21 protein-coding genes are annotated in these 24,748 nt (G+C 71.3%); 13 read left to right on the top strand and 8 right to left on the bottom strand.

The window, feature by feature from the left end:
• Position 1: 1 nt before the first annotated feature.
• The 3 genes from ACPPVT_RS18820 to ACPPVT_RS18810 form a co-directional block, all read right to left on the bottom strand.
• The gene (locus ACPPVT_RS18820) at positions 2-2,119 is read right to left on the bottom strand and encodes a CHAT domain-containing protein (protein WP_426562967.1); all 2,118 of its coding nucleotides are present in this window, start codon (positions 2,117-2,119) and stop codon (positions 2-4) included.
• Between the two features lie 131 nt (positions 2,120-2,250).
• Positions 2,251-3,456 carry a THUMP-like domain-containing protein gene (locus ACPPVT_RS18815; protein ID WP_426562965.1) on the bottom strand — a complete coding sequence of 402 codons (1,206 nt, stop codon included), beginning with the start codon at positions 3,454-3,456 and terminating at the stop codon, positions 2,251-2,253.
• A 5-nt stretch (positions 3,457-3,461) separates the two neighbouring features.
• Entirely contained in the window at positions 3,462-3,683 is a 222-nt protein-coding gene (locus ACPPVT_RS18810) for a biotin/lipoyl-binding carrier protein (protein WP_426562964.1), read from the bottom strand.
• A 409-nt stretch (positions 3,684-4,092) separates the two neighbouring features.
• Between ACPPVT_RS18810 and groES the strand changes: the two genes are divergently transcribed.
• Positions 4,093-4,389, top strand: coding sequence for a co-chaperone GroES (gene groES / locus ACPPVT_RS18805; protein ID WP_426562962.1), 297 nt, complete (start codon positions 4,093-4,095; stop codon positions 4,387-4,389).
• Positions 4,390-4,498: 109 nt separating this feature from the next.
• Entirely contained in the window at positions 4,499-6,121 is a 1,623-nt protein-coding gene (gene groL / locus ACPPVT_RS18800; RefSeq protein WP_426562961.1) for a chaperonin GroEL, read from the top strand.
• 66 nt (positions 6,122-6,187) lie between these two features.
• Here groL and ACPPVT_RS18795 read toward each other — a convergent pair whose 3' ends face one another.
• Positions 6,188-6,493, bottom strand: a complete 306-nt coding sequence (locus ACPPVT_RS18795; RefSeq protein ID WP_426562959.1) for a WhiB family transcriptional regulator — start codon at positions 6,491-6,493, stop codon at positions 6,188-6,190.
• Between the two features lie 220 nt (positions 6,494-6,713).
• Here ACPPVT_RS18795 and ACPPVT_RS18790 point away from each other — a divergent pair, with 220 nt between their 5' ends.
• From ACPPVT_RS18790 to ACPPVT_RS18775, 4 genes are all read left to right on the top strand, one after another.
• Complete coding sequence (locus tag ACPPVT_RS18790; protein ID WP_426562957.1) at positions 6,714-7,670, top strand: MerR family transcriptional regulator; 957 nt, start codon at positions 6,714-6,716, stop codon at positions 7,668-7,670.
• 140 nt (positions 7,671-7,810) lie between these two features.
• Positions 7,811-8,425: a response regulator gene (locus ACPPVT_RS18785; RefSeq protein ID WP_426562955.1), complete on the top strand. Its 615-nt coding sequence runs from the start codon at positions 7,811-7,813 to the stop codon at positions 8,423-8,425.
• Between the two features lie 58 nt (positions 8,426-8,483).
• Positions 8,484-9,995, top strand: a complete 1,512-nt coding sequence (gene guaB, locus ACPPVT_RS18780; RefSeq protein ID WP_426562953.1) for an IMP dehydrogenase — start codon at positions 8,484-8,486, stop codon at positions 9,993-9,995.
• Positions 9,996-10,037: 42 nt separating this feature from the next.
• Entirely contained in the window at positions 10,038-10,310 is a 273-nt protein-coding gene (locus tag ACPPVT_RS18775) for a hypothetical protein (RefSeq protein WP_426562951.1), read from the top strand.
• A gap of 134 nt (positions 10,311-10,444) precedes the next feature.
• Here the strand turns inward: ACPPVT_RS18775 and ACPPVT_RS18770 are convergent, their stop codons facing one another.
• Positions 10,445-11,704, bottom strand: coding sequence for an FAD-binding protein (locus tag ACPPVT_RS18770; protein WP_426562949.1), 1,260 nt, complete (start codon positions 11,702-11,704; stop codon positions 10,445-10,447).
• A 55-nt stretch (positions 11,705-11,759) separates the two neighbouring features.
• On the opposite strand from ACPPVT_RS18770, the gene ACPPVT_RS18765 reads away from it, so the two are divergent.
• The 4 genes from ACPPVT_RS18765 (at position 11,760) to ACPPVT_RS18750 (ending at position 17,270) form a co-directional block, all read left to right on the top strand.
• A complete protein-coding gene (locus ACPPVT_RS18765; protein WP_426562947.1) occupies positions 11,760-12,881 on the top strand; it encodes a GuaB3 family IMP dehydrogenase-related protein in 1,122 nt (373 codons plus the stop codon).
• 62 nt (positions 12,882-12,943) lie between these two features.
• Entirely contained in the window at positions 12,944-14,533 is a 1,590-nt protein-coding gene (locus ACPPVT_RS18760; RefSeq protein ID WP_426562945.1) for a succinic semialdehyde dehydrogenase, read from the top strand.
• Positions 14,530-16,353 (top strand): GMC oxidoreductase, encoded by a 1,824-nt coding sequence (locus tag ACPPVT_RS18755; protein ID WP_426562943.1) that lies wholly within the window; start codon positions 14,530-14,532, stop codon positions 16,351-16,353. Before ACPPVT_RS18760 ends, ACPPVT_RS18755 begins: the two co-directional genes overlap by 4 nt.
• Positions 16,350-17,270 carry an oxidoreductase gene (locus ACPPVT_RS18750; RefSeq protein ID WP_426562941.1) on the top strand — a complete coding sequence of 307 codons (921 nt, stop codon included), beginning with the start codon at positions 16,350-16,352 and terminating at the stop codon, positions 17,268-17,270. The genes ACPPVT_RS18755 and ACPPVT_RS18750 overlap by 4 nt, the downstream gene beginning before the upstream one ends.
• 7 nt (positions 17,271-17,277) lie before the next feature.
• On the opposite strand, the gene ACPPVT_RS18745 is transcribed toward ACPPVT_RS18750, so the two are convergent.
• The 3 genes from ACPPVT_RS18745 to ACPPVT_RS18735 form a co-directional block, all read right to left on the bottom strand.
• On the bottom strand, positions 17,278-18,183 hold the full coding sequence (locus ACPPVT_RS18745) for an alpha/beta hydrolase-fold protein (protein ID WP_426562939.1): 906 nt from the start codon (positions 18,181-18,183) through the stop codon (positions 17,278-17,280).
• Between the two features lie 121 nt (positions 18,184-18,304).
• The gene (locus ACPPVT_RS18740) at positions 18,305-20,152 is read right to left on the bottom strand and encodes an ABC transporter ATP-binding protein (RefSeq protein WP_426562937.1); all 1,848 of its coding nucleotides are present in this window, start codon (positions 20,150-20,152) and stop codon (positions 18,305-18,307) included.
• Positions 20,149-21,867, bottom strand: coding sequence for an ABC transporter ATP-binding protein (locus ACPPVT_RS18735; RefSeq protein ID WP_426562935.1), 1,719 nt, complete (start codon positions 21,865-21,867; stop codon positions 20,149-20,151). The genes ACPPVT_RS18740 and ACPPVT_RS18735 overlap by 4 nt, the downstream gene beginning before the upstream one ends.
• Positions 21,868-21,929: 62 nt before the next feature.
• On the opposite strand from ACPPVT_RS18735, the gene ACPPVT_RS18730 reads away from it, so the two are divergent.
• The 3 genes from ACPPVT_RS18730 to guaA all read left to right on the top strand — a co-directional run bounded on the left by ACPPVT_RS18730 (position 21,930) and on the right by guaA (position 24,735).
• Positions 21,930-22,691: an SURF1 family protein gene (locus ACPPVT_RS18730; protein WP_426562933.1), complete on the top strand. Its 762-nt coding sequence runs from the start codon at positions 21,930-21,932 to the stop codon at positions 22,689-22,691.
• Positions 22,688-23,023: a DUF3817 domain-containing protein gene (locus ACPPVT_RS18725; protein ID WP_426562931.1), complete on the top strand. Its 336-nt coding sequence runs from the start codon at positions 22,688-22,690 to the stop codon at positions 23,021-23,023. The genes ACPPVT_RS18730 and ACPPVT_RS18725 overlap by 4 nt, the downstream gene beginning before the upstream one ends.
• A gap of 128 nt (positions 23,024-23,151) precedes the next feature.
• Complete coding sequence (gene guaA, locus ACPPVT_RS18720; RefSeq protein WP_426562929.1) at positions 23,152-24,735, top strand: glutamine-hydrolyzing GMP synthase; 1,584 nt, start codon at positions 23,152-23,154, stop codon at positions 24,733-24,735.
• Positions 24,736-24,748 lie beyond the last annotated feature (13 nt).

Genomic DNA, 24,748 nt, shown 5'->3' with positions numbered 1-24,748 from the left:
GTCATGATGTCGGCCTGGTGTCTTCGAGGTCCTCGAGGAACTCCCCACAGCTGCCCCAGAAGATGTCGAGCTGGTCACCGCCGAGGTAGCTTTCCAGATACTCCTGCACGGCCTCGGGCTCGATGGGCAGCGCCCCACTCTCGAGTTGGACGCCGACGTGCCGGCTGTACGACTCGAACGACCTACCTTCGAATCCTTTGACGGCCTCGAAGATCATCCGGAACTCCCAGTCGTCGAAGCCGTAGCCGAGGAACATCAGCGCATGCTCGGTCAGGGGCGGCTTGATGTAGCTTGGTATCCCGTCGCTCTTGTCCACCTGCTTCATCCAGGCGCGCAGCCACGCGAAGTAGTCGTCCTCCGTGAGCACGATGGACTTCCGCTCGTCCAACGTGCCGAAGAGGTGGTACACGAGCGGCCGTTCGACGCCGAACTCGTCGGGGGCGGGCATTTGCGATGGCACGCTGCGGTACCACTCGAAATGCAGTGTGACTGGCTCTTTCCCGGCAGCCCGCAGCGCGTCCTCGAGCAAGCTGTTCCAGGCCGAGGTGACGAAGACCGGTAGTTCCAGCGCAGCGAGCCTGGAGTGGTTGTCTTTCCCTCCGGACGCTTCTCGCACGAGCCGCCCGACCGCTCGGATGTGCTCGTCCAGGTCACCCTTGCTGAAGTCCCGGTCCGGCAGTCGAGGCCCGTGTTCAGTCTTCAAGTAGCTTCGCATGTACTGGGCCAGCTCGTCGCGAGTCATCGCGGGGTCGTCGGTCTCCACGACGATGTACTGCGCGACCGACGCGAGGTCGCTCTTCGCCGGGTCGAGAATCGGCGCCTGCCGGCGTTCGGCCCAGTCGCGGGCCATCCTCTGTCGTGTCGGCAGGATGCCGTCCTCGGCTCCCACGCCTGAGCCGACGACCGGCGTTGCGTGCGCTTCAGCGATGCGCATGTGGAGGTTGCGAAGTCGTTCGTCGCGCTGGTTGCCGAATCGCGGCACGTACCACGGACTACCCCGCTTGAGCCGGGAGTAGAGCACGGGCACGTACCAGTCGTCGGAGTCGCTGATGTCCGAGCGTGCCTCGGCCATCGCCCGCGCCGCGATGCCGTCCTTCTTGAGCTCTCTGAAGAACTTGGGTACGAACCTGGCTGAGGTTTCCATCGAGATGTTGCCCTGCATCGCCACGACGACCGCGCACCCAGCGAGGGACAGTGCTGGTCCGAACGCACACAGCGACGCAGCCGACGCGTCGCGGGCCAGAACGATGTCCTCGGCTTCGGCTGCCTGCGCCGGCGTTGCGGCCGTGTCCGCACGCCCCGCGGACTGGCAGGAGATGAGCGCGGCCAGGGTCGGCACGCTCGCCTGGAGGTCGGCGATCCGGTCCGCCAGGTCCGTCCCGTCGATCTTGGCGACGTTGCCCCGTTCGTTCTCCAAGAACAACACCGGTCCCTGCTCGTCGAACGTGCCGTGGGCAACCAGGAACAAGACATCTGTTCTGCGTTCGCGCAGCGCCGTGATGATGTTGTCGGCCGACGCCCGTCCCTCGTCGCCAGCCAGGACCCGCACCGACATGCCGGCCAGTGCCGTCCTGGCCCGGTCGATCTCAGCCTCGACGTCAATGGAGGTCAACCGGCTGAGACCGTCGTGGTATCCCTCTATTCCGGCGGGGTTGGCGACCACGACAAGAGCGGAAAGCTGGTCCTGCAGGCTGAGCGATGCGGGGGAGCGACCGTCGGGGTTGCTGAGGTAGCGAGAGAACCGGATGTTGTCAGTCGTCGTGAGCCGAGCACCTGACTCGGGGTGGCGCAGTGCCTCCCAGCGGATGGTCTGGTAGTCGAGCGGGGCGTCATCGGTGACGACGAGGCGCGTGTGCACGGGCAGCGACTGCGCGTTCCTGAGCGCGCGGTCAAGATAGGAGATCGCGCTCTGCCCGAAGACCATCCGCCCCAGCTCGGTGCCGTAGGCGCGCATGTCCTGCTTCAGGTCGTTGAGCCGGCCCAGGTCGATGCTGATCGGCTCACTGCTGAAGTACTGGTAGTCCTCGATGTCATCGGGGGCGTTGAATAGGATTGTCACGTCGAAGCGGCCGTTGCCGGCCCAGCGAAGGATGACGTGAAAGTCAACATGCTTGGCCATGACAGGCCCCCCTGACGCTGAACCGCGACGTCCAGCGGCTTGTAGCGTACGCCTGATTCTGACGCCTTTCTTGGCGTTTGGGAGATCCCTCACACCGTCTGGACTCTGTAACCGGCGCCGGCTGACCCGGCTCAGGGAAGCGGTCGCAGCAGCAGCACATGCGGACGTCCGGCAACCCGGGTCAGCGCGATCGTCCCCTCGGCCTCGCCGGTCAGCCGCAGCTGGCGGCGCAGCTGGATCGGGTCCACCGCGCTCCCGCGCTTCTTGATCGTCAGGGTGCCGATGCCGCGGTCGCGCAGCAGGGCGCGCAACGCCTTGAGGTGGAACGGCAGCACCTCCTCGACGGCGTACGAGTGCACCAGCGGGTCGGTGGCCGCGCTGTCGGTGGTCAGGTACGCGATGGTCGGGTCGATCACCCGCGCGCCCAGCCGTGCCGCGACCTCACCGACTAGCCCCGCCCGGATCACCGCGCCGTCCGGCTCGTGCAGAAACGCCCCGACCGCGCCGGACGGCGGGCGGACCGGTTCGCCGGCGTCGCCGACCTCGTGCACCGACCCGTTCGCGCCGAGCACCAGGGCGCTGCGGCGAACGCCCTCGCGGGCCAGCCGGCCGCTCCACAGCGCGCACTCGACGACGTCCCCGTGCACCGAGACCCACTGCGCCTCGGCGTCGTCCGGCAGCAGCCGGTGCGCGATGCCCGGCGCCAGCTTCGCCCCGGTCGCCGGGAACCGAGACGCGACGTCCAGCACGAACGAGTACGGCGGCGAGAACGCCTCGGGGTCGAAGGTGCGCTTGGAGCCGCCTCGGCCGCTGGTGCGCCGGGCCGGGTCGAGCCAGACGCCGTCGCTGCGCTCGAGCATGCCCTCGAGGTCGAGCGCCATCACGTCGTGGCAACGCACCTCGGCGTCGGACCAGTGCCGCAGGTTCACGGTGGCGAACGCCGCGGTCAGCTCGTCGGCGTCGATCGCCAGGACGGCGCGGTCCAGCCCCGCGAAGGCCATCGCGTCCGAGCCCAGGCCGCAACCGAGGTCGGCCACCCGCTGCACGTCGGCGCCGACGAACCGGCGGGCGTGGTGCGCAGCGACCGACAGACGGGTGGCCTGCTCGAGGCCGTCCGGGGTGAACAGCATCGCGTCGGCGAACGGGCCGAGCTTGTCGTGCGCCTTGGCTCGCAGCCTGGACTGCGTCAGAGCCGCGGCGACGGTGGCCGGGTCGTGGCCTTCCGAGCGCAGCCGCTCGCCGAGGGCGATGGCCTGCTTCTCGTCATACGGGGGCAGCGACTCCAGCAGCGCCCACCCGTCCGGGGTGAGCAACGCCCGCATGCCGCCGAGATCCACCAGGGTTACTTGTCGTCGACGACGACGATCAGGTCGCCCTCGCTGACCACGTCGCCCTCGCTGACCCCGACCTCCGCGATCGTCCCGGCCCACTCGACCTCGACCGGGATCTCCATCTTCATCGACTCCAGCAGCACGACCATGTCGCCGACCGCAACCCGGTCGCCGGGCGCGACGAGCACCTTGATCACGTTGGCTACGAGCTCGGCTTCGACACGCTGGGTCATCGATCCTCCGGGGTGGTCGGCTGCGGTCGGCCTCATCCTGTCACTGCGCCCGCGCCCGGGCGAACGTGTCCGGGGCGTCGTCGTCCGACGTGCGCCGTCGTCCAACTGCGGGCGGGCTTCCGACGTCCGCTCCTCGAGGGTTCCGTCCACTTCTCGGGGGTTCTACGCCTGCCGAAGCGGGCGTAGACGCACATAACGTGATCAACGGCGTGGCCGGCTGCAGCACGGCTGGGCGCTCGGCTTGGCACTCAGGTTGACCGAGTGCTAATCACCGGCATAGATTCAGCGTTGGCACTCTCACCCCGAGTGTGCCAACGGGAAGCCCCGCTCCGACCCCCGCGACGGCGGTGCGACGGCCCCCACAGACCATTCGTTCATCAGCGACATTCCCGAAGGGGGAGGTCAGCAAGTGTCGGTCAGCATCAAGCCGCTCGAGGACCGCATCGTGGTCCAGGCCGTCGAGGCCGAGACGACCACGGCTTCCGGCCTGGTTATCCCGGACACCGCCAAGGAGAAGCCCCAGGAGGGCGAGGTCAAGGCCATCGGCCCGGGCCGTATCGACGACAACGGCAACCGTGTCCCGCTCGACGTAAGCGTCGGCGACAAGGTCATCTACAGCAAGTACGGCGGTACCGAGGTCAAGTACGCGGGCGAGGAGTACCTCATCCTCTCCGCGCGCGACGTCCTCGCGATCGTCGAGAAGTGACATCCGCGGGCTGAGCCCGCACAGCAACCGCCCCGGCGGGCCCGGCCTTCCGGTGCCTTCCGGGGCGGTCGCGCACTGCAATCCTTCTGCGAAAGGCACCTGACTTCACATGGCCAAGACCCTCGAGTTCAACGACGACGCGCGCAAGTCGCTCGAGCGCGGCGTCGACCAGCTCGCCAACGCCGTCAAGGTGACCCTCGGCCCCAAGGGCCGCAACGTGGTCATCAACAAGGCGTGGGGCGCGCCCACCATCACCAACGACGGCGTCACCATCGCTCGCGAGATCGAGCTGGACGACCCGTACGAGAACCTCGGCGCACAGCTGGCCAAGGAGGTCGCGACCAAGACCAACGACGTCGCCGGTGACGGGACGACCACCGCGACCGTGCTCGCCCAGGCCATGGTGAAGGAGGGCCTGCGCAACGTCGCTGCGGGCGCCGGCCCGGCCAGCCTCAAGCGGGGCATCGACAAGGCCGTGGACGCCGTCAGCGACGCGCTGCTCAAGGCCGCCCGCGACGTCGACGGCAAGGACGACATCGCGCACGTCGCCACCATCTCCGCCCAGGACGCCACGGTCGGCGGCTTGATCGCGGACGCGTTCGACAAGGTCGGCAAGGACGGCGTCATCACGGTCGAGGAGTCCTCGACCACCACGATGGAGCTCGAGTTCACCGAGGGCATGCAGTTCGACAAGGGCTACCTGTCGCCGTACTTCATCACCGACGCCGAGCGGATGGAGGCCGTCCTCGAGGACGCCTACATCCTGATCCACCAGGCCAAGATCTCCGCTGTCACCGACCTGCTCCCGCTGCTGGAGAAGGTCGTGCAGACCGGCAAGCCGCTGTTCATCGTGGCCGAGGACGTCGACGGCGAGGCGCTGTCCACCATCGTCGTCAACAAGATCCGCGGCACCTTCAACGCGGTCGCGGTCAAGGCGCCCGGCTTCGGTGACCGTCGCAAGGCGATGCTCGGTGACATCGCGGCCCTCACCGGCGGCGAGGTGATCAGCGAGGAGCTCGGGCTCAAGCTCGACCAGGTCGGCCTCGACCAGCTCGGCAAGGCCCGCCGCATCGTCGTCACCAAGGACGACACCACGATCGTGGAGGGCGCGGGCGACGCGTCCGAGGTCAGCGGCCGGATGAACCAGATCAAGGGCGAGATCGAGCGCACCGACAGCGACTGGGACCGCGAGAAGCTGCAGGAGCGGCTGGCCAAGCTCTCCGGTGGCGTCTGCGTGATCAAGGTCGGCGCGCACACCGAGGTCGAGCTCAAGGAGAAGAAGCACCGCATCGAGGACGCCGTCTCGGCGACCCGCGCGGCCATCGAGGAGGGCATCGTCGCCGGTGGCGGCGCCGCTCTGCTGCAGGCCGTCTCGGTGCTGGACGACTCGCTGGACCTGTCCGGCGACGAGGCCACCGGTGTGGCGATCGTCCGCAAGGCGGCCGCCGAGCCGCTGCGCTGGATCGCCGAGAACGCCGGCCTCGAGGGCTACGTCGTGGTCGAGAAGGTGCGCGGCCTGCCCGCCGGGCACGGCCTGAACGCCGCCTCCGGCGAGTACGGCGACCTGATGGCTGACGGCGTCATCGACCCCGTCAAGGTCACCCGGTCGGCGCTGCGCAACGCGGCGTCCATCGCCTCCATGGTGCTGACCACCGACACTCTGGTGGTCGAGAAGAAGGAGCAGGAGCCCGAGTCGGCCGGTCACGGTCACGGGCACGGTCACGGCCACTGAGCCGACCACCCGCAACGACGAAGCGGCCCGTCCCCCGAGTGGGGGCGGGCCGCTTCGTCGTCCGGGTCAGCTTGCGGTGGCGAGCCCGCTGCCCGACTTGCTCCGCGCGTACTCCGCTTCGCGCTCGTCCTCCGTCATCGCGCCCCACACGCCGTAGGGCTCTCGCACGGTCAGTGCGTGCTGGCGGCACTGCTGGATGACCGGGCAGGTCGAGCAGACGGCCTTCGCCGCGTCGTCGCGACGCCGCCGCGTCGGTCCCCGCTCGCCCTCTGGATGGAAGAAGACGGAAGGGTCAGTGCGCCGGCAGGCACCCTGGTACTGCCATTCCCACAGGTCTGCAACTGGCCCCGGTAGTCGTGAGATCTCAGCCATGGAAGGCCTCCACTGCATGTTTCGCTTGGCCCCGCCCATGGCTCGAGCGGGGTGAACAGAGATCATTTCCTCAGGTGTTGAACTACTCTTGAAGCGGTTTGCAAGATCAACCTACAACCGCGCCAGGTGTAGTTCAAGACCCGGATCAGATCGTATGCAACCGTCGACGGATCGTCATGATCGAGTGGCGAACAGGGTCGTCAGACCGGACACTGATGGCGTGAGCGAGCGGCGCAGGCAGGAGGAGATCGGTTTGCCCGAGTCGTCCACGCTCACGGTCGCAGCGGTGGCTCGCCGCCTTGGGGTGGCCCCGGCGACGTTGCGCACCTGGGCCCGCCGCTACGGACTCGGCCCGACCGACCACCTCGCCGGATCGCACCGGCGCTACAGCAAGACCGACCTGGCCAGGCTGGTCGTGATGCGCCGACTGACTCACGAGGGGCTCTCGCCCGCGCAGGCCGCCGAGTTCGCCCTCAGCGGCCGGTCCAGCGAGGACCTGGCCGTCACCGAGCTGGACGTCGTCGGCGAGCGGCTGGCCCGTGCCGGCGGCGGCCGCGTCGTCCCGCTGCGCGAGGCGTCGGCCGCGGCCCGGGGGCTGGCCAGAGCGTCCATGACCCTGGACGCGCATGGCATCACCGAGGTGCTGCGCCGTCAGGTGCGCACGGACGGCGTTGTGCTGACCTGGGAGTCGTTGGTCTCGCCGGTGCTGATCGGGCTCGGCGAGCGGTACGCCTCGACGGGTGAGGGCGTCGAGGTCGAGCACCTGTTCAGCGAGTGCCTGACCACCGTGCTGCACGCCACCACGGCCAGCTTGGACCAACCGCGGAACACCGCGCAGGTCCTGCTGGCCTGCCCGTCCGACGAGCAGCACAGCCTGCCGTTGCACGCGGTGTCCGCGGCACTCGCCGAGCGCGGCGTGCTGGTGCGCCAGCTGGGCATGCGGATGCCGGACGGCGCGCTGCTCGCCGCAGTGCGCCGCAGCGGCCCGGCGATCGTCATGCTCTACGCGTCGATGCCGGTGCAGAGCACCGAGGTGCTGGCCGAGCTGGCGAAGGTCCGGCCGGCGCCGCGGGTGCTGGTCGGTGGACCGGGCTGGGGGCGTGACGTGCCGCCGTTCGTGACCAGGGTCGAGTCGCTCAGCGAGACCGTCGAGGAGATCATCGCCTCGATCCTGTGAGGTGTGTCGCCCTCGATCGGGCTAACCCTCAGGTCCGGCACCCATCCTGCCGATGTAGCAGTCGGACACGACGCAGAGGCCGTCGTGCTGTCGGCTGCAGGGAAAGCGGCTGACTGGATCGGACCAGGAGGACGCTGCGCATGGCGACCGTGCTCGTCTGCGATGACTCGCCGCTCGCGCGGGAGACGCTGCGCCGATCCGTGGCCACGATCCCCGGCGTGACCCGCGTGCTCGCCTCGTCCAGTGGCGAAGAGGTGCTCGCCCGCTGGCCGGTCGAGCGGCCCTCGCTCGTGCTGATGGACGTTCGGATGCCGGGCATCGGCGGCACCGAGGCCACCCGCCGCCTGATCGCGCTGCACCCCGAGGCGTGCGTCCTGATGATGACCGTGGCCGAGGACGTCGACGGGGTGGCTCGCGCCATCGCCGCAGGCGCTCGTGGCTACGTGGTCAAGGACGCCACCCGTGAGGAGCTGGCCGCCACCGTCGTGCAGTCCCTGTCGGACGTCGCCGGCCGGCGCAACGCGGACCCCGCCGCAAGCCTGACCGGGGGCGTGACCCAGCCGACGCTGACCGAGCGTGAGATGCAGGTGCTGACCGGCATGAGCCGGGGGCGCTCGAACGCCGAGATCGGCCGCGAGCTGTACCTGTCCGAGGACACCGTGAAGACGCACGCGCGTCGACTGTTCCGCAAGATGGGTGCCGCGGACCGCGCGCAGGCCGTCGCGGTCGGCTTCCGCTGGGGTCTGGTGCACTGACCTGCCCCCTCGCGCAGGTACGCTGGGACATCGATCCCCGCGCGCGAGAGAGGCCCGCATGAGCCACGAAGGCACCGCAGTCCCGGACAAGTTCGCGGCCCTGGGCCTGACCTTCGACGACGTGCTCCTGCTGCCCTACGAGAGCGACGTGATCCCCTCCGAGGCGAACACCACGTCCCGGGTCACCAAGCGGATCAGCGTGTCGATGCCGCTCGTGTCGTCCCCGATGGACACGGTGACCGAGTCGCGGATGGCCATCTCGATGGCCCGTCAGGGCGGCCTCGGCGTGCTGCACCGCAACCTGTCGATCGAGGACCAGGCCAGCCAGGTCGACCTGGTCAAGCGCTCCGAGGCCGGCATGGTCAGCCACCCGGTGACCACCGGTCCCGAGGCGACCCTGGCTGAGGTCGACGAGCTCTGCGCCCGCTACCGCGTCTCCGGCCTGCCTGTCGTGGACCGCGAGGGCATGCTGCTGGGCATCGTGACCAACCGCGACCTGCGCTTCGAGTCCGACCAGAGTCGCCTCGTGCGTGACGTGATGACCCCGATGCCGCTGGTCACCGGCCACGTCGGGATCAGCCCGGACGACGCGATGGGCCTGCTCGGCAAGCACAAGGTCGAGAAGCTCCCGCTGGTGGACGACACCGGCCGGTTGCGCGGGCTGATCACGGTGAAGGACTTCGCCAAGTCCGAGAAGTACCCGAACGCGACGAAGGACGACGCCGGCCGGCTGCGGGTGGCCGCGGCGGTCGGCTTCCACGGCGACGCCTGGAAGCGCGCGATGGCCCTGGTGGACGCCGGGGTCGACCTGATCGTGGTGGACACCGCGCACGGCCACTCCCGCGGCGTGCTCGATATGGTGTCGGCGCTGAAGCGTGACTCGGCGGCCGCCGGGATCGACGTGATGGGCGGCAGCGTGGCGACCCGTGAGGCCGCCCAGGCCCTGGTGGACGCCGGCGCGGACGGCGTGCGGGTCGGCGTCGGACCGGGCTCGATCTGCACCACCCGCGTGGTGGCCGGGGTCGGCGTCCCGCAGGTCACCGCGATCCACGAGGCCTCGCTGGCCACCAAGCCGGCTGGCGTGCCGCTGATGGGCGACGGCGGGCTGCAGTACTCCGGCGACATCGCCAAGGCCCTGGTGGCCGGGGCGGACACGGTGATGCTCGGGTCGCTGCTGGCCGGCGTCGAGGAGAGCCCCGGCGAGCTGGTCTTCATCAACGGCAAGCAGTTCAAGACCTACCGCGGCATGGGCTCGCTCGGCGCGATGCAGTCCCGCGGGCAGTCCCGCTCGTTCTCCAAGGACCGCTACTTCCAGGCCGACGTCTCGGCCGACGACCAGCTGATCCCCGAGGGCATCGAGGGGCAGGTGCCGTTCCGTGGCCCGCTGTCCGGGGTCGCGCACCAGCTGATCGGCGGACTGCGCCAGTCGATGTGGTACTGCGGTGCGCGGACGATCCCCGAGCTGCAGGCCAACGGCCGCTTCATCCGGATCACTGCGGCCGGGCTCAAGGAGTCGCACCCGCACGACATCCAGATGACCGTCGAGGCGCCGAACTACAGCAGCCGCTGAGCCCGAGTTGCGGCGCTCGCCGTCCGTGCCACGTTGGACGGTATGAGCGAACCGGACCTAACCGAGCAGGACCTCAGCGAGCAGGACCTCACCGAGCAGGACGGCGTGCCGTCAGCGACCGAGCCCGGTGCGAGTGTGCAGCCGCACGGTGGCCAGCCGCCGGAAGAGCTGTCCTACGACGGCAGCTACAACGACGGCAACTTGGACAGCCGGGGCGTCGAGCCGGTCGACGGGCCGGAGGTCGACCCGTCGGCCGACTTGGACAGCCTGGACGACGACCTCGACACCAGCCTGCGTACCGACGGCAAGGGCTGAGTCCGCCGTACACCCATCGATTTCGTCGGGTGGCGCGTGCCAGACGGGCACGGTTGTGCCGATCTGGCACGGCGTGCTCGAACCAGTTCGTTTCCCTGCGCGACGTGAACCGATGGCCGGTCGTCGGCCTGAGCTCAGGCGTGCGAGCCGATGACCTGCTCGACGAAGCGGTTGCGGAACCGGCCCTCCGGGTCCCGCCGGTGCACCACCGCCGCGAAGTCCGCGATCCGGGGGTAGCGGTGCGCCACCTCCCGCACGGGCGTGACGAACACCTTGCCCCAGTGCGGGCGCGCGTCGAACTGCGCGAGCAGCGGCTCCAGGACGGTCAACGCGAGGTCGACCCCGACCACGTCAGGGACCCAGGTGAAGTGGAAGCCCACACTGTCGCGCGCGTACGCCGGGCTCAGCCACTGCTCCTCGCCCGCGATGCTGCGCACCTCGCTGATCTGCAGCAGCGGCGCGATCACCTCCCGCACCTGCAGCAGCGCCCGCCAGGCGGCCGGCGCCTGCCCACGCGGAACCAGGAACTCCGACTGCAGCTCGTTCCCGGCGCTGCTCGGCGGTACGTCGAGCCGGAAGTGCGGCAGTCGCTCGTGCCAGGGCCCAACCGTGCTCTGCCGCGTCGTGCCCAGTGGCGGCTGACCGGGCACCGGGTGCCGGGCGCCGTCCGCCAGCGGGCCGCCCCGCCAGGTCGGCGAGGGTGCGGCGAAGCCGTCGCTGGGCACCTTGCGCTTGAGCCAGGCCATCGTGAACCGGTCCGAGCCGAAGTCGCTGAACAGGCTGACGCTGTAGGCCTGCCCGAGTGCGTCGAGCAGCTCGTCGCCGTACGGGCCGATCTGCACGTCGTCGTACACGTCCTGCCGGATGTCGAACGCGGGCACGACGTCGAACGTCACGCGCACCACGGCGCCGATCGCACCGAGGTTCACCACGGCGGCCGCGAATTCCGGATCGTTGCGGCGCAGCGTCTCCAGGGCTCCGTCCGCCTGCACGAACTCGACGGCGGTGACGGCCGACGCCAGCCCCTTCACACCGTCCCCCGAACCGTGCGTGCCGGTCGCGCAGGCGCCGGCCACCGAGATGTGCGGCAGCGACGCCAGCGCGGGCAGGGCCAGGCCGTGCGCGTGCAGGGCCGCGGTGACCGCGCCGTACGTCGCCGCACCGGGCACGGTCGCAGTCCGGCCGTCGGCACCGACCTCGATGTCGAACGGCAGCTCGGCCAACGAAATCAGGGTGTCGGGGGTGCTGACCAGCTCGTTGAACGAGTGCCGGGACCCGACCACCCTGACCCGGCCCGCGTGCCGGACCATGTCCTGCAGCTGCTCCACGCTGGTCGGGCGCAGCAGTCGAGCCGCGCCGTAGTCGACGTTGCCGGCCCAGTTCTGCTCGCCCATCCGTGCAGCGTAGGGGCGAGTGGCCGCGGCGCGGGCGACCGGTAGCCTGACCGGCGTGAGCGAGATCGAGATCGGGCGCGGCAAGCGCGGACGTCGGGCGTACTCCTTCGACGACGTCGCGGTGGTGCCCAGTCGGCGTACCCGGGACCCGCAAGAGGTGTCGGTCGCCTGGCAGATCGACGCGTACCGCTTCGAGCTGCCGGTGATCGCGGCGCCGATGGACTCGGTGATGTCACCGGCCACCGCGATCGCGCTGGGCCAGGCCGGCGGGCTCGGCGTCCTCGACCTCGAAGGCCTGTGGACGCGATACGACGACCCCGAGCCGCTGCTCGCCGAGATCGCCGGGCTGGACGAGGCGACCGCAACCCGCCGCATGCAAGAGATCTACGACGCGCCGATCAACCCCGACCTGGTCACCGAGCGGCTGCGCCAGGTGCGCGACTCCGGCGTCACGGTGGCGGGCGCGCTCACCCCGCAGCGCACCCAGCAGCTGTGGAAGACCGTGGTGGACGCCGGCGTCGACCTGTTCGTCATCCGCGGCACCACGGTGAGCGCCGAGCACGTGTCCGGACGCGCGGAGCCGTTGAACCTCAAGCGGTTCATCTACGAGCTGGACGTGCCGGTGATCGTCGGTGGCTGCGCGACGTACACGGCGGCGCTGCACCTGATGCGCACCGGCGCGGCCGGCGTGCTCGTCGGCTTCGGCGGCGGGGCGGCGCACACCACCCGGACGACGCTGGGCATCCACGTCCCGATGGCCAGCGCGGTGGCGGACGTCGCCGCGGCGCGGCGGGACTACATGGACGAGTCCGGCGGTCGCTACGTGCACGTGATCGCGGACGGCGGGATGGGCCGCTCCGGCGAGCTGGTCAAGGCCATCGCCTGCGGCGCGGACGCCGTGATGCTCGGTGCCGCCCTGGCCCGCGCCGTCGAGGCGCCGGGTCGCGGCTGGCACTGGGGTCCGGAGGCGCATCATCCCGAGCTACCGCGCGGCGAGCGGGTCGCGGTCGGCACGCTGGGCTCGCTGAGCGAGATCCTCGAGGGTCCGGGACGCTTCGCCGACGGCAAGACCAACCTGATCGGGGCGCTGCGCCGGGCCATGGCCACCTCGGGCTACTCCGACCTCAAGGAGTTCCAGCGGGTCGAGGTCGTCGTTGCCCCGTACAACCCCGCCTGACCTGGAATCGCGGGAGTTACTGATTGGTAGCGACGCCGTGAGCCGGGGCTTAGGGTGAGGGCATGTCCGACCTGATCGCCGACCCCGAGACGGACGCCGCTGCCACCTACGCCGTGGACCCGGCCCTGGCCCGTCGCCTCGCCCGCCGGATCGTGGCCAGCCCTCGGGCGCAGACCAGGACCGCGTACGCGCCGTTCACCGGAGCACCGATCGCGATGCTGCCGGTGTCCACCCCGGGCGACGTCGAGGTCGCCATCGAAGGCGCCCGCGCTGCGCAGCGCGCGTGGGCCCAGCGCGACCTCGCCGACCGCGCGCGCTGCCTGCTGCGGCTGCACGACCTCGTGCTGGCTGCTCAGGACGACCTGCTGGACCTCATCCAGATCGAGAACGGCAAGTCCCGCGCGCACGCGTTCGAGGAGATCCTCGACGTCGCGATCGTCGCCCGGCACTACGGCCGGCGGGCGTCGTCCTACCTGCGGCCGCGCAAGCGCCAGGGCGCGTTCCCGCTGCTCTCCCAGGCGGTCGAGCAGCGGTTGCCCAAGGGCGTGGTCGGCATCATCGCGCCCTGGAACTACCCGCTCACCCTGGCGGTCTCGGACACCCTGCCCGCCCTGCTGGCCGGCAACGCCGTCGTCCTCAAGCCCGACTCGCAGACCGCCCTGACCGCGCTGCGGGCGCTCGAGCTGCTCGCCGATGCCGGCATCCCCGAGGGACTGGTCCGCGTCGTGGTCGGCGACGGTCCGGTGGTCGGCACGGCGATCGTCGAGCACGCGGACTACGTGTGCTTCACCGGCTCGACCCGCACCGGCCGACTGGTCGCCGAGCAGGCCGGCCGCCGGCTGGTCGGCGCCAGCCTCGAGCTGGGCGGCAAGAACGCCATGTACGTCGCGCAGGACGCCGACCTGGACCGGGCGGCGGAGGGCGCGGTGCGCGCATGCTTCTCCAGCACCGGGCAGCTGTGCATCTCGGTCGAGCGGATGCTGCTGCACGAGGAGATCGCGGACGCGTTCCTGGACCAGTTCGTCGCCCGGGTCCGCGCGCTGCGGATGGGTCCGGCGATGGACTTCAGTGTCGACGTCGGCTCGCTGATCTCGGCCCAGCAGCTGGAGACGGTCACCCGGCACGTGGACGACGCCGTGGCAGGCGGGGCGCGGGTGCTGGCCGGCGGAAAGGCCCGCCCGGACCTGGGCCCGCTGTTCTACGAGCCCACCATCCTGGAGGGCGTGCAGCCCGGGATGACCTGCTACGCCGAGGAGACGTTCGGCCCGGTCGTGTCGGTCTACCGGGTCGGCGGGGACGACGAGGCGGTCCGGTTCGCCAACGAGGGCGACTACGGCCTCAACGCGAGCATCTGGACCCGCGACGTCACGCGCGGTCGCCGGCTCGCCGCTCGGATCAAGGCCGGGACGGTGAACATCAACGAGGCCTACGCCGCCGCCTGGGGCAGCATGGGCGCGCCGATGGGTGGCATGCGGTCCAGCGGCCTGGGACGTCGGCACGGCGCCGAGGGCATCACCAAGTACACCGAGGCGCAGAACGTCACGGTGCAGCGGCTGCTCGGCTTCGGTGCGCCGTTCGGGATGAGCCACTCACAGTGGACGCGGACGCTGACCTTCGCGATGAAGGTCATGAAGCGGGTCGGCGTCCGGTGACCTCCCCCTCCGCGCCGGGGGCTGGGACGGACGTCGATGTCGACGTGCTCGACGTGCTCGTCGTGGGCTCGGGCTTCGGGGGGTCGGTGGCCGCACTCCGGTTGCGGGAGAAGGGATACCGCGTCCAGGTCGTGGAGTCGGGACGCCGTTTCGCGGACGACGAGCTGGCCCGTACGTCGTGGGACCTGCGGCGCTTCCTGTGGGCGCCCCGGCTGGGGTGCTTCGGCGTGCAGCGCATCCACCGGCTGCCGGACGTCATGCTGCTGGCCGGCGCTGGGGTCGGCGGAGGCTCACTGAACTACGCGAACACGCTGTACGTGCCGCCCAAGGCCTTCTTCGACGACCCGCAGTGGGCCGCCATCACCGACTGGGCGGACGAGCTGACCCCGCACTACGACCAGGCCGCACGGATGCTCGGCGTGGTGACCAACCCGTGCGACGGTCCGGTCGAGGAGATCATGCACGCGGTCGCCGACGAGATGGGCGTCGGCCATACCTTCCGCAAGACCCCGGTGGGAGTCTTCTTCGGCCGGCCCGGCCCGGACGGTGCACCGACCCGCGAGCCCGGCGTCCGGGTCCCTGACCCGTACTTCGGCGGCGCCGGACCCGAACGCACCGGCTGCACCGAGTGCGGCAACTGCATGGTCGGCTGCCGGGTCGGCGCGAAGAACACCCTGGTCAAGAACTACCTGGCCCTGGCCGAGTCCATCGGCGTCCAGGTGGTGCCGATGCGCACGGTCGTGGACGTCGTGCCGGTCGACGCCGGTGACCCGGGCGCCGGCTACCGGGTGACCACCGAACGCACCGGCGCCTGGGTTCGCAAGGACCGGCGGACGACGACCGCCCGGCAGGTGGTGCTGGCCGCCGGGACGTGGGGCACCCAGCGGCTGCTGCACCGGATGCGCGACGCCGGGCGGCTGCCCGGGCTGTCGGCGCGGCTCGGCGTGCTGACCCGCACCAACTCCGAGGCGCTGCTCGGCGCGATGACCGAGCGGGTGCCGGACGACGTCGACCTGACTCGCGGGGTGGCGATCACCTCCTCGTTCCATCCCGACGCGGACACCCACGTCGAGAACGTCCGGTACGGCAAGGGTTCCAACGCGATGGGACTGCTGGCCGGGATGCTCGTGGACGGCGGCGGGCGGGTGCCGCGCGGCGTCCGGTTCCTCGGCCAGGTGGTGCGTCATCCGGACGTGTTCGCGCGCTCGCTGTCGGTGCGCCGGTTCAGCGAGCGGGCCGTGATCGGCCTGGTGATGCAGTCCCTGGACAACTCGCTGACCGTCTCGCCGCGTCGGCACCGGCTGCTCGGCCGGCTCGGCTTCTCGCCGGTCGGGCTCACCTCGCGACAGGGGCACGGCCAGCCCAACCCGACGTGGATTCCGTTGGGGCACAAGGCCGTCCGGCGGCTGTCGAGCAGGCTTGCGGAGCGGACCGGGGTGCGCACCGAGCCCGGTGGGACGCTGGGTGACCTGGCCAACGTCCCGCTGACCGCGCACTTCCTCGGTGGCTGCGTGATCGGCCGGACGGCGGAGCAGGGCGTCCTCGACCCGTACCTGCGGGTGCATGGATACCCGGGGCTGCACGTGGTCGACGGGTCCGCGGTGTCCGCGAACCTCGGGGTCAACCCGTCGCTTACCATCACGGCGCAGGCCGAGCGGGCGATGTCGTTGTGGCCCAACGTGGATGAGGCCGACCCGCGGCCGGAGGTCGGTCAGCCCTACCGTCGGGTCGAGCCGGTGCCGCCGCGCCGTCCGGCCGTCCCCGAGTCCGCTCCCGGTGCGCTGCGCTGGGCCGCCGGCGAGGTCGAAGGCGCCCGGTGAGCTCGTCGAGGTGGACGTCCAGCGACATCGGCGACCTGTCCGGCCAGGTGGCGGTCGTCACCGGCGCGAACAGCGGGGTCGGGTTCGAGGCCAGCGTCGAGCTGGCCCGGCACGGCGCGCACGTGGTGCTGGCCTGCCGCAACGCCGAACGTGGTGACGAGGCCCTGCGCGGGCTGCGGGCTCGGGTGTCGGCGGCGAGCGTCGAGCTGCGTCAGCTGGACCTGGCGGACCTGGCGTCGGTGCGGCGCTTCGCGGCGGAACTGCTCGACGCCCGGCCGCGGATCGACGTGCTGGTCAACAACGCCGGGGTGATGGCGCCGTCCGAGCGCGCCCTGTCAGCCGATGGGCACGAGCTGCAGCTGGCGACCAACCACCTGGGGCACTTCGCGCTGACCGGGTTGCTGCTGGGCGGACTGGGGGCGGCGCGGGTGGTCACCGTGAGCAGCCCGGCGCACCGGATGGGTCGGATCGACTTCGACGACCTGGACGGCGAGCAGTCCTACAAGCCGTGGCGGGCCTACGGCCAGAGCAAGCTGGCGAACCTGCTGTTCACCATGCAGCTGCACCGGGTCGCCCAGGCCGCCGGGCTCGACCTGGTCAGCGTCGCGGCGCACCCTGGCTGGGCGGCGACCCAGCTGGTCAGCAACGGGCCGGCGGGTGCGGGCTGGACCGGACGGCTGATGACCGCCGGCTCCGCGGCGCTCGGTCAGCCGGCCGCGCACGGTGCCTGGCCCCTGCTGTTCGCGGCGACCGATCCGGACGTCCGGGCGACCGAGTTCATCGGCCCGGGTGGCTGGGGCGGTTGGCGCGGGCACCCGGTCCGGCTCACCGCGATGGCAGCCGCGTACGACCCGGACCTCGCCGCGGCCCTGTGGCTGTGGTCGGCCGAGGCGACCGGCGTGCACTACGACCTGTGAGTCTGGATCAGCCGCCGGACAGCTGCTGGCTGAGGAACGTGAGCTGGTCCGGCAGCACCGAGCGCCAGTAGTCCGGGTGGTGGCCGCCCTTGCTGAACCCGCCGGCGGGAGTCCTCGCGCAGTTCCTGCGGTAGCGCCGGGTCTGCTCCGCGAACGGGTCGCTGGTTCCGCAGTCCACGTGCAACGGGGTGCGCGCGACCTGTGGATGAGCCGCCAGGTCTCCCCAGCGGTGCCAGTCCGCCGGCCCGTCGAACGCGCCTGGCGAGCTGGCCGCAGCGGACGCGAAAAGGGCCGGGCTGGACGCGGCCGCTGCTGCCACCCGCAGCCCGCCCAGGCGGTCCGCCTCGCTCTCCCGGGCCAGCATCAGGCCGGCGTAGCCGCCCATCGAGTAGCCGACGACCCCGACCCGGTCGACCCTGGCGCCCAGGTCGCCGACCCGGGGGAGCAGCTCGTCGAGGATCATCGCGAGCGGGTCGTCGCCGTCCCGCCGTGGGTGCCAGTAGGTGTCTGCGCCGTCCACCGACACGATCACCAGCGGTGCGCCACCGCGGCGGACGTGGTCGGCCAGGTAGGCGTCGGCAAGCAGGACGTCGTGCGTGCTGCGGGCGTCGCCGCCGCGCCCGTGCAGGGACAGGACGACGGGCAGACCCTTCGCTGGACGGTCGTCCGGGCGGAACAGTCCCCAGCTGACCCGCCGTCCGCGTGCCGTGGAGTCGAACGAGTGGTAGTCGACCGGACCCGGCTCGGTCGACGGTCGGTCGCCGTCGACGTCGTCCAGTCCGAGCGCGTGGTCGAGGCCCGGCCGTCCGGGCAGCAGGCCGGCCTCGACGCCGCCGACGGCTGCGGCCGCCAGGCACACCAGGCCGGCGGCGCCGCCGATCAGCACGGTGCGTCGGGAGGGTCTGCCGGTCATGGCGCGAACTCTGCCATGGGCCGCGGCCGCTCGTGCCGCACCGGCTGGTGACGCGGGGCCGGCACCGGGGGTGGACGGCCGACCCCGCGTCACCCCGCTCAACGACTCGGGTGCCGGGAGGTTACGGCTGTTCGGTAGAAACCGTGGAGGACGCAGACGAGCCGCTTGAGCCGCCTGAGCCGCCTGAGGCGCCTGAGCCGGCCGACGGCGCGTCCGTCCAGGACTCCCACAGTGCGGCGTACGGGCCACCGGCGTTCACCAGCTCGTGGTGCGTGCCGATCTCGCTGACCCTGCCGTCCTCGACCACGGCGACCCGGTCCGCGTCGTGCGCGGTGTGCAGCCGGTGCGCGATGGCGACCACGGTGCGACCGTCCAGGACGGCGGACAGCGACCGCTCGAGGTGGCGAGCCGCCCGCGGGTCGAGCAGCGACGTGGCCTCGTCCAGCACCAGCGTGTGCGGGTCGTTCAGCACCAGCCGGGCCAGCGCGAGCTGCTGCGCCTGCGGCGGCGTCAGCTCGACCCCGCCGGAGCCGACCTCGGTGTCCATGCCCTGCGGCAGGCGCTCGGCCCAGCCGAGGGCGTCGACGGCGGACATCGCCTCGCGCAGCTCGTCGTCGCTCGCCCCGGGGCGGGCCAGCCGCAGGTTGTCGGCCAGCGACCCGACGAACACGTGGTGCTCCTGGGTGACCAGCGCCACGTGACCGCGAAGGTCGTCCAGCTCCAGCTCGACCAGCGGAACGCCGCCGACGTTGACCGAACCTGTGCGTGGGCCATGGATCCCGGCCAGCAGGCGGCCCAGGGTCGACTTGCCGGCGCCGGAGGGTCCGACCACCGCGAGCCGCTCGCCCGGTGCGAGGTCGATGCTGATGCCGTCCAGCACGTCGTGGCCCTCGCGGTACGCGTAGCGCACGTCCTGGGCGGTGATCTCGGTGCCGCTCGGCTGCTCGCCGCTCGCGGTCCGGTCGTTGGGCACGTCGCCGATACCGATGATGCGCGCGAAGGAGGCGGCGCCGACCTGGATCTCGTCCAGCCAGGACAAGAGCTCGTCCACCGGACCCATCAGCTGCAGCACGTAGAGGGTGACGGCGGTGACCTGGCCGACCGTGGCCTGACCCTCTCCGGCCAGCCAGCCACCCCACAGCAGCGTCGCGGCGACGGGAAGGAAGTAGCCGAACTCGACACTCGGGAACCACACCGAGCGCAGGAACAGCGTGTAGCGCTCCGCCTTGTAGCAGCCGGCCAGGTCGCGGTCGACGGCTCGGCGCCGCTCGCTGCCGAGTCCCAGTGCCTCGACGGTGCGTGCGCCGTCCACGGTCTCGGTCACGGTGCCGTTGAGCACCGCGTACGTCGCGCCCTCGCGCAGGTAGCCGGCGGGAGCGCGCTTGAGGTACCAGCGGGTGCCGGTCCACAGGATCGGTACGGCGACGAGCACCGGCAGCGCGACCTTCCAGCCGGCCGCGAACGTCGCGATGGTAGTCAGCACGGTGGCGACGATCGCGACCAGCACGGACGGCACCGCGAAGCGCACCGTGTGCGAGAGGGCGTCCACGTCCCGCGTGGTTCGGGTGACGAGGTCGCCGGTGCCGGCCCGCTCGACCGTCGACAGCGGAAGGGCGACGACGCGGTCCATGAACTGCTCGCGCAGCTGTGCGAAGACCGTCTCGCCCAGCACGAAGGACTGCCTGCGGGCGAGGTACATGAACACCGTCTGCACCACGATCGCTGCGGCCAGGAAGGCCGACAGCTTGTTGACCACGCTCAGGCCGGCGCCGTCGGTCACCTGGTCGACCATGCGGCCGATCAGGGCCGGACCGGCCAGCCCGGCGATGGCCGCGAGCCCGTGCAGGCCGAGGACGACGCTGAGGCCCGTCCGGTACTCGCGGGCGAGCAGCTTGGCCTCGCGGCGCACGCTGTCCGGTCCGGCGACAGGGAGCTTGGTCGAGCTCGCCGTCGGGGTCGTGGTGCTCATTCGTCCTCCCCTCGGATCACGGTGTGTCGGTAGGCCGGTGTGCCGGCCAGCAGCTCGCGGTGCGTTCCCTCGGCGACGACCTCGCCGCCCTCCAGGAACAGCACGTGGTCGGCGTGGTCCAGCAGCAGCGGGCTCGCGGTCATCACGACGGTCGTGCGCCCTGCCCGGTGCTGGCGCAGCCGGGACGCGATCCTCGCCTCGGTGTGCGCATCGACCGCGCTGGTCGGCTCGACGAGCACCAGCGTCGGCGCGTCGGTGAGCAACGCGCGGGCCAGCGAGAGCCGCTGGCGCTGGCCGCCGCTGAACGATCGACCGCGCTCCTCGACGTCGCTCTCGATGCCGTGCGGCAGCGCGTCCAGGACGTCGTGCGCCGCGGCGGTGTGGATCGCCCGCGCCACCTCGTCGTCGTCGGCCCCGGACGGACCGACGAGCTGGGCCCGCAGCGACCCGGTGAACAGTCTGGGATCGCTCTCACTCACCACGACCTGGTGCCGGGTCTCGGCCAGCGGCAGCAGGTCGATCCGCTCGTCACCGAGCAGCACCGGGGCCCCTGGGACCTCGCTGAACCGACCGAGCCGGTCGGCGAGCGCGGCGGACTCCTCGGGCCGGCTGGACACGACGGCCGTGAGCTTGCCGGCCGGCAACGTCGCACCCGAGGTCGGGTCGAACAGCGGGAGCTCGTCGGACAGCTCGACCCGGCGCCCCGGCGTGCGGTCGAGCACGTAGGGGCTGACCCGCAGGACGTTGATGATCCGGCGAGCCCCGATGTGCGCACGGGTCAGCCGGTCGACCATCTCGGTCGCGGTGCGCAGCGGCGTGACCAGGAAGGCGGACAGCCCGTAGAACATGACGAGGTCGCCGACCCCGATCTCGCCCTGGACGACGAGGCGCGCGCCGAGCCAGGTGACCAGCACGACGAAGATGCCGGGCAGCAGGATCTGGGCGGCGTCGAGCACGGCCTGCACACCGGCTACCCGGACACCCGTCTCGCGGACGATCTGGGAGCGCTTGCGGTACCGGGTGACGAACGTCTGCTCGCCCCCGATCCCGCGCAGCACACGCAGCCCCGCGACGGTGTCGGCGCCGAGGGTGGTGAGCTTGCCGGACTGCTCGCGCTGCTCTGCCTGGCGCTTCTGCAGCGGCTTGATCAGCAGCCCGAGCACGGCGGTCAGCAACGGCACGCCGAGTAGCACCAGCAGGCCGAGCGAGACCGAGGTGCGCAGCAGGATGATCGCGACCACGACGTAGCTGAGGATGGCGCCGGAGAAGCGGGCGCTCACGTCGTACGCCCCGCCCAGGCGCATGGCGTCGTTGGTGACCGTGGCCACCACCTCACCGGTCGGCACGGTGCGCGGCAGCGCCTCGCCGGTGTCGGCCGCCTTGTGACCGAGCAGCTGGGCGACCCGGAAGCTGGCCTGCAGCCAGTTGCTCACGGCGGCGCGGTGGCGCAGCACGCCGGAGATGGCCTGGACGCACGCCAGAGCGAGCACGGCACCGGACCACAGCAGCAGCGCGCTGCCGTCGTGCACGACGACGCCTTGGTTGATCCCGCGGCCGACCGCGACCGGGATGAGGGCCTGCGCGCACATCCACGCGCAGCCCCACAGCATGCCGATCGTCAGGGTCAGCTTCTGCCCGCGCGCGATCCACCCGAGCAGGTGCCAGGGGCCGTCGATGTTCGGGGTGCCGGGGTCGGCATAGGGGAGGGTGCGCACGAGTGTCAACGGTACGACGTACCCCCGACAGTCCCCCAATCGTTTTCGCGTACGGTCAGGGCGTGCTGAGGACCGCGCTGCAGCCCCGATGGCTGGCCCTGCTGGCGCTGGTGGTGGTGCTGTGCGTGGCGTTCGGCTGGCTCGGGTCGTGGCAGCTCGGCGTCGCCCGCGACAAGGGTGCGCGCAAGGCCGCCGAGCAGGTCGCCGCCCGGCCACCGGCTGCGCTGGACGACGTCCTCGTTGCGCAGCAGCCGTTCCCGACGTCCGCGGACGCCCGCGCGGTGCATGCGAGCGGCACTTACGACCCCACCCGGCAGGTCCTGGTGGCCGAGCGCCTGCAGCACGGACGCAGCGGCTGGTGGGTCGTCGCAGCCCTGCGGACGTCGTCCGGCGGGTGGCTCCCCGTCGTCCGGGGCTGGGTGCCGAGCCCGCAGGATCCCGCCGCGGACCCCTCGCACGCGCCCTCCGGTGTGGTCGAAGTCACGGGCGTACTTCAGCCAGATGATGCACCGGGGGATGGCGCTGCGGCGCTGCCCGACGGTCAGCTTGCGGCGCTGGACGCCGCAGAGCTGGTGAACCGGTGGGGCTCGCCGATCTACAACGGCTACCTGGTGGCCGCTTCGGAGCAGCCGGCCGGGGTCGGCGCCCAGCCGGAACGGGCGAGCGCGCCCAGGCCGCAGCCGCACGGCATCGCGTGGCGCAACGCGGCCTACGCCGTCCAATGGTGGGTGTTCGCCGGCTTCGCACTGGTGCTGTGGTGGAAGATGGTCCGCCAGGACCAGCGTGAACGGGCCGAGGCGGACCGTGAGAAGGTCGGCGCGTGAGCAGCGAGCTGAGCCCCAAGATCAAGTCGTCCCTGACCCGCTTCAAGATCATGGCCGTGATCGTCGGCATCGGCCTGCTGCTGCTGGTCGCCGAGGTCGTGCTGCACTACGGCTTCGACAACGACTCGCTGCTGTGGTGGAGCCAGATCCACGGCTTCCTGTACCTGCTCTACGTCATCAGCGTGGCCGACCTGGGCTTCCGGGTGAAGTGGTCGCTGCCGAAGATGATCGGCGTGATGCTGGCCGGCGTCGTCCCGTTCTTCTCGTTCGTGATGGAGCGCAAGGTGGCCCGCGAGGTCGAGGGCTCGGCGGTCGGGACCCCTGCCGCCTGATCGCCGTGGGTGCAGGCGTGGTTGCAGGCAGGTGGGGGTGATTGCCCCCGCGACGCTGCAACCACGGCTGCAGCCATGCACGGGGGCGCCGAGCGAAGCCGGGCCTCGGCCGCCGATACGCTGGCGGGGTGACTGACACCCCCGATCTCGAGGCCCACCCGGTCCTGGTCGTCGACTTCGGCGCCCAGTACGCCCAGCTGATCGCCCGCCGGGTGCGCGAGGCCGGCCGGTACAGCGAGGTCGTGCCGCACACCATGTCGGTGCAGCGGATGCTGGAGAAGTCACCCTCGGCGATCGTGCTGTCCGGCGGCCCGAGCAGCGTCTACGCCGACGAGGCACCGAGCGTGGACCCGGCGCTGTTCGAGGCCGGCGTACCCGTGCTGGGCATCTGCTACGGCTTCCAGGCGATGGCGCTGGCCCTCGGCGGGGAGGTCGCGCACACGGGCTCGCGCGAGTACGGCGGCACGATGGCCTCGGTGCGAGCCGAGAGCTCGACGCTGTTCTACGGGCAGGTGGAGGACCAGTCCGTCTGGATGAGCCACGGCGACTCCGTGCAGGCCGCGCCCGAGGGTTTCGTGGTCACCGGCGAGACGGTGGGGACGCCGGTCGCGGCTTTCGAGAGCGACGAGCGCCGGCTGTACGGCCTGCAGTGGCATCCCGAGGTCGTGCACTCCACCTTCGGCCAGCGGGTGATCGAGAACTTCCTGACCCGCGGCGCCAGCCTCGAGCCGACCTGGACGACGGAGGGCGTCGCCGAGGAGCTGGTCGAGCGGGTGCGCGAGCAGATCGGCGACGCGCACGTGATCTGCGGGCTGTCCGGCGGGGTCGACTCGTCCGTGGCCGCGGCGCTGGTGCAGAGGGCCGTCGGCGACCAGCTCACCTGCGTCTTCGTCGACCACGGGCTGCTGCGCGCCGGCGAGGCCGAGCAGGTCGAGCGCGACTTCGTCGAGGCCACCGGCGTCGACCTGAAGGTGGTCGACGCCAGCAAACAGTTCCTGGACGCGCTCGCCGGCCTGACCGACCCGGAGGACAAGCGCAAGGCGATCGGCCGCGAGTTCATCCGCGTCTTCGAGCAGGCGGCGCGCGAGGTCGTCGGCGAGGCCGAGTCGGACGGGCACCCGGTGAAGTTCCTGGTGCAGGGCACGCTCTACCCGGACGTCGTGGAGTCCGGCGGCGGCGAGGGTGCGGCGAACATCAAGAGCCACCACAACGTCGGCGGCCTGCCGGACGACCTGCAGTTCTCGCTGGTCGAGCCGCTGCGCACGCTGTTCAAGGATGAGGTCCGCGCAGTCGGTCGCGAGCTTGGGGTGCCCGAGCCGATCGTGGCACGCCAGCCGTTCCCCGGGCCCGGCCTGGGCATCCGGATCGTCGGCGAGGTGACGGCCGAGCGGCTGGAGACGCTGCGCGCCGCCGACCTGATCGTGCGCGAGGAGCTCACCGCCGCCGAGCTGGACTCCGCCATCTGGCAGTGCCCCGTGGTACTGCTGGCCGACGTCCGATCCGTTGGGGTGCAAGGGGACGGTCGCAGTTACGGACACCCGATCGTGCTGCGTCCGGTGTCCAGCGAGGACGCGATGACGGCGGACTGGAGCCGGCTGCCCTACGACGTGCTGGCCAGGATCTCGACCCGGATCACCAACGAGGTGGCCGAGGTGAACCGGGTCGTGCTGGACATCACCAGCAAGCCGCCGGGGACCATCGAGTGGGAGTAGGACACCCCGGGCA

It is taken from the genome of Angustibacter sp. McL0619, from assembly GCF_049994355.1.
Taxonomy (GTDB): domain Bacteria; phylum Actinomycetota; class Actinomycetes; order Actinomycetales; family Angustibacteraceae; genus Angustibacter.
Note: the sequence above shows the minus strand (reverse complement) of the source record. Positions and strands in the feature narration are given on the sequence as shown.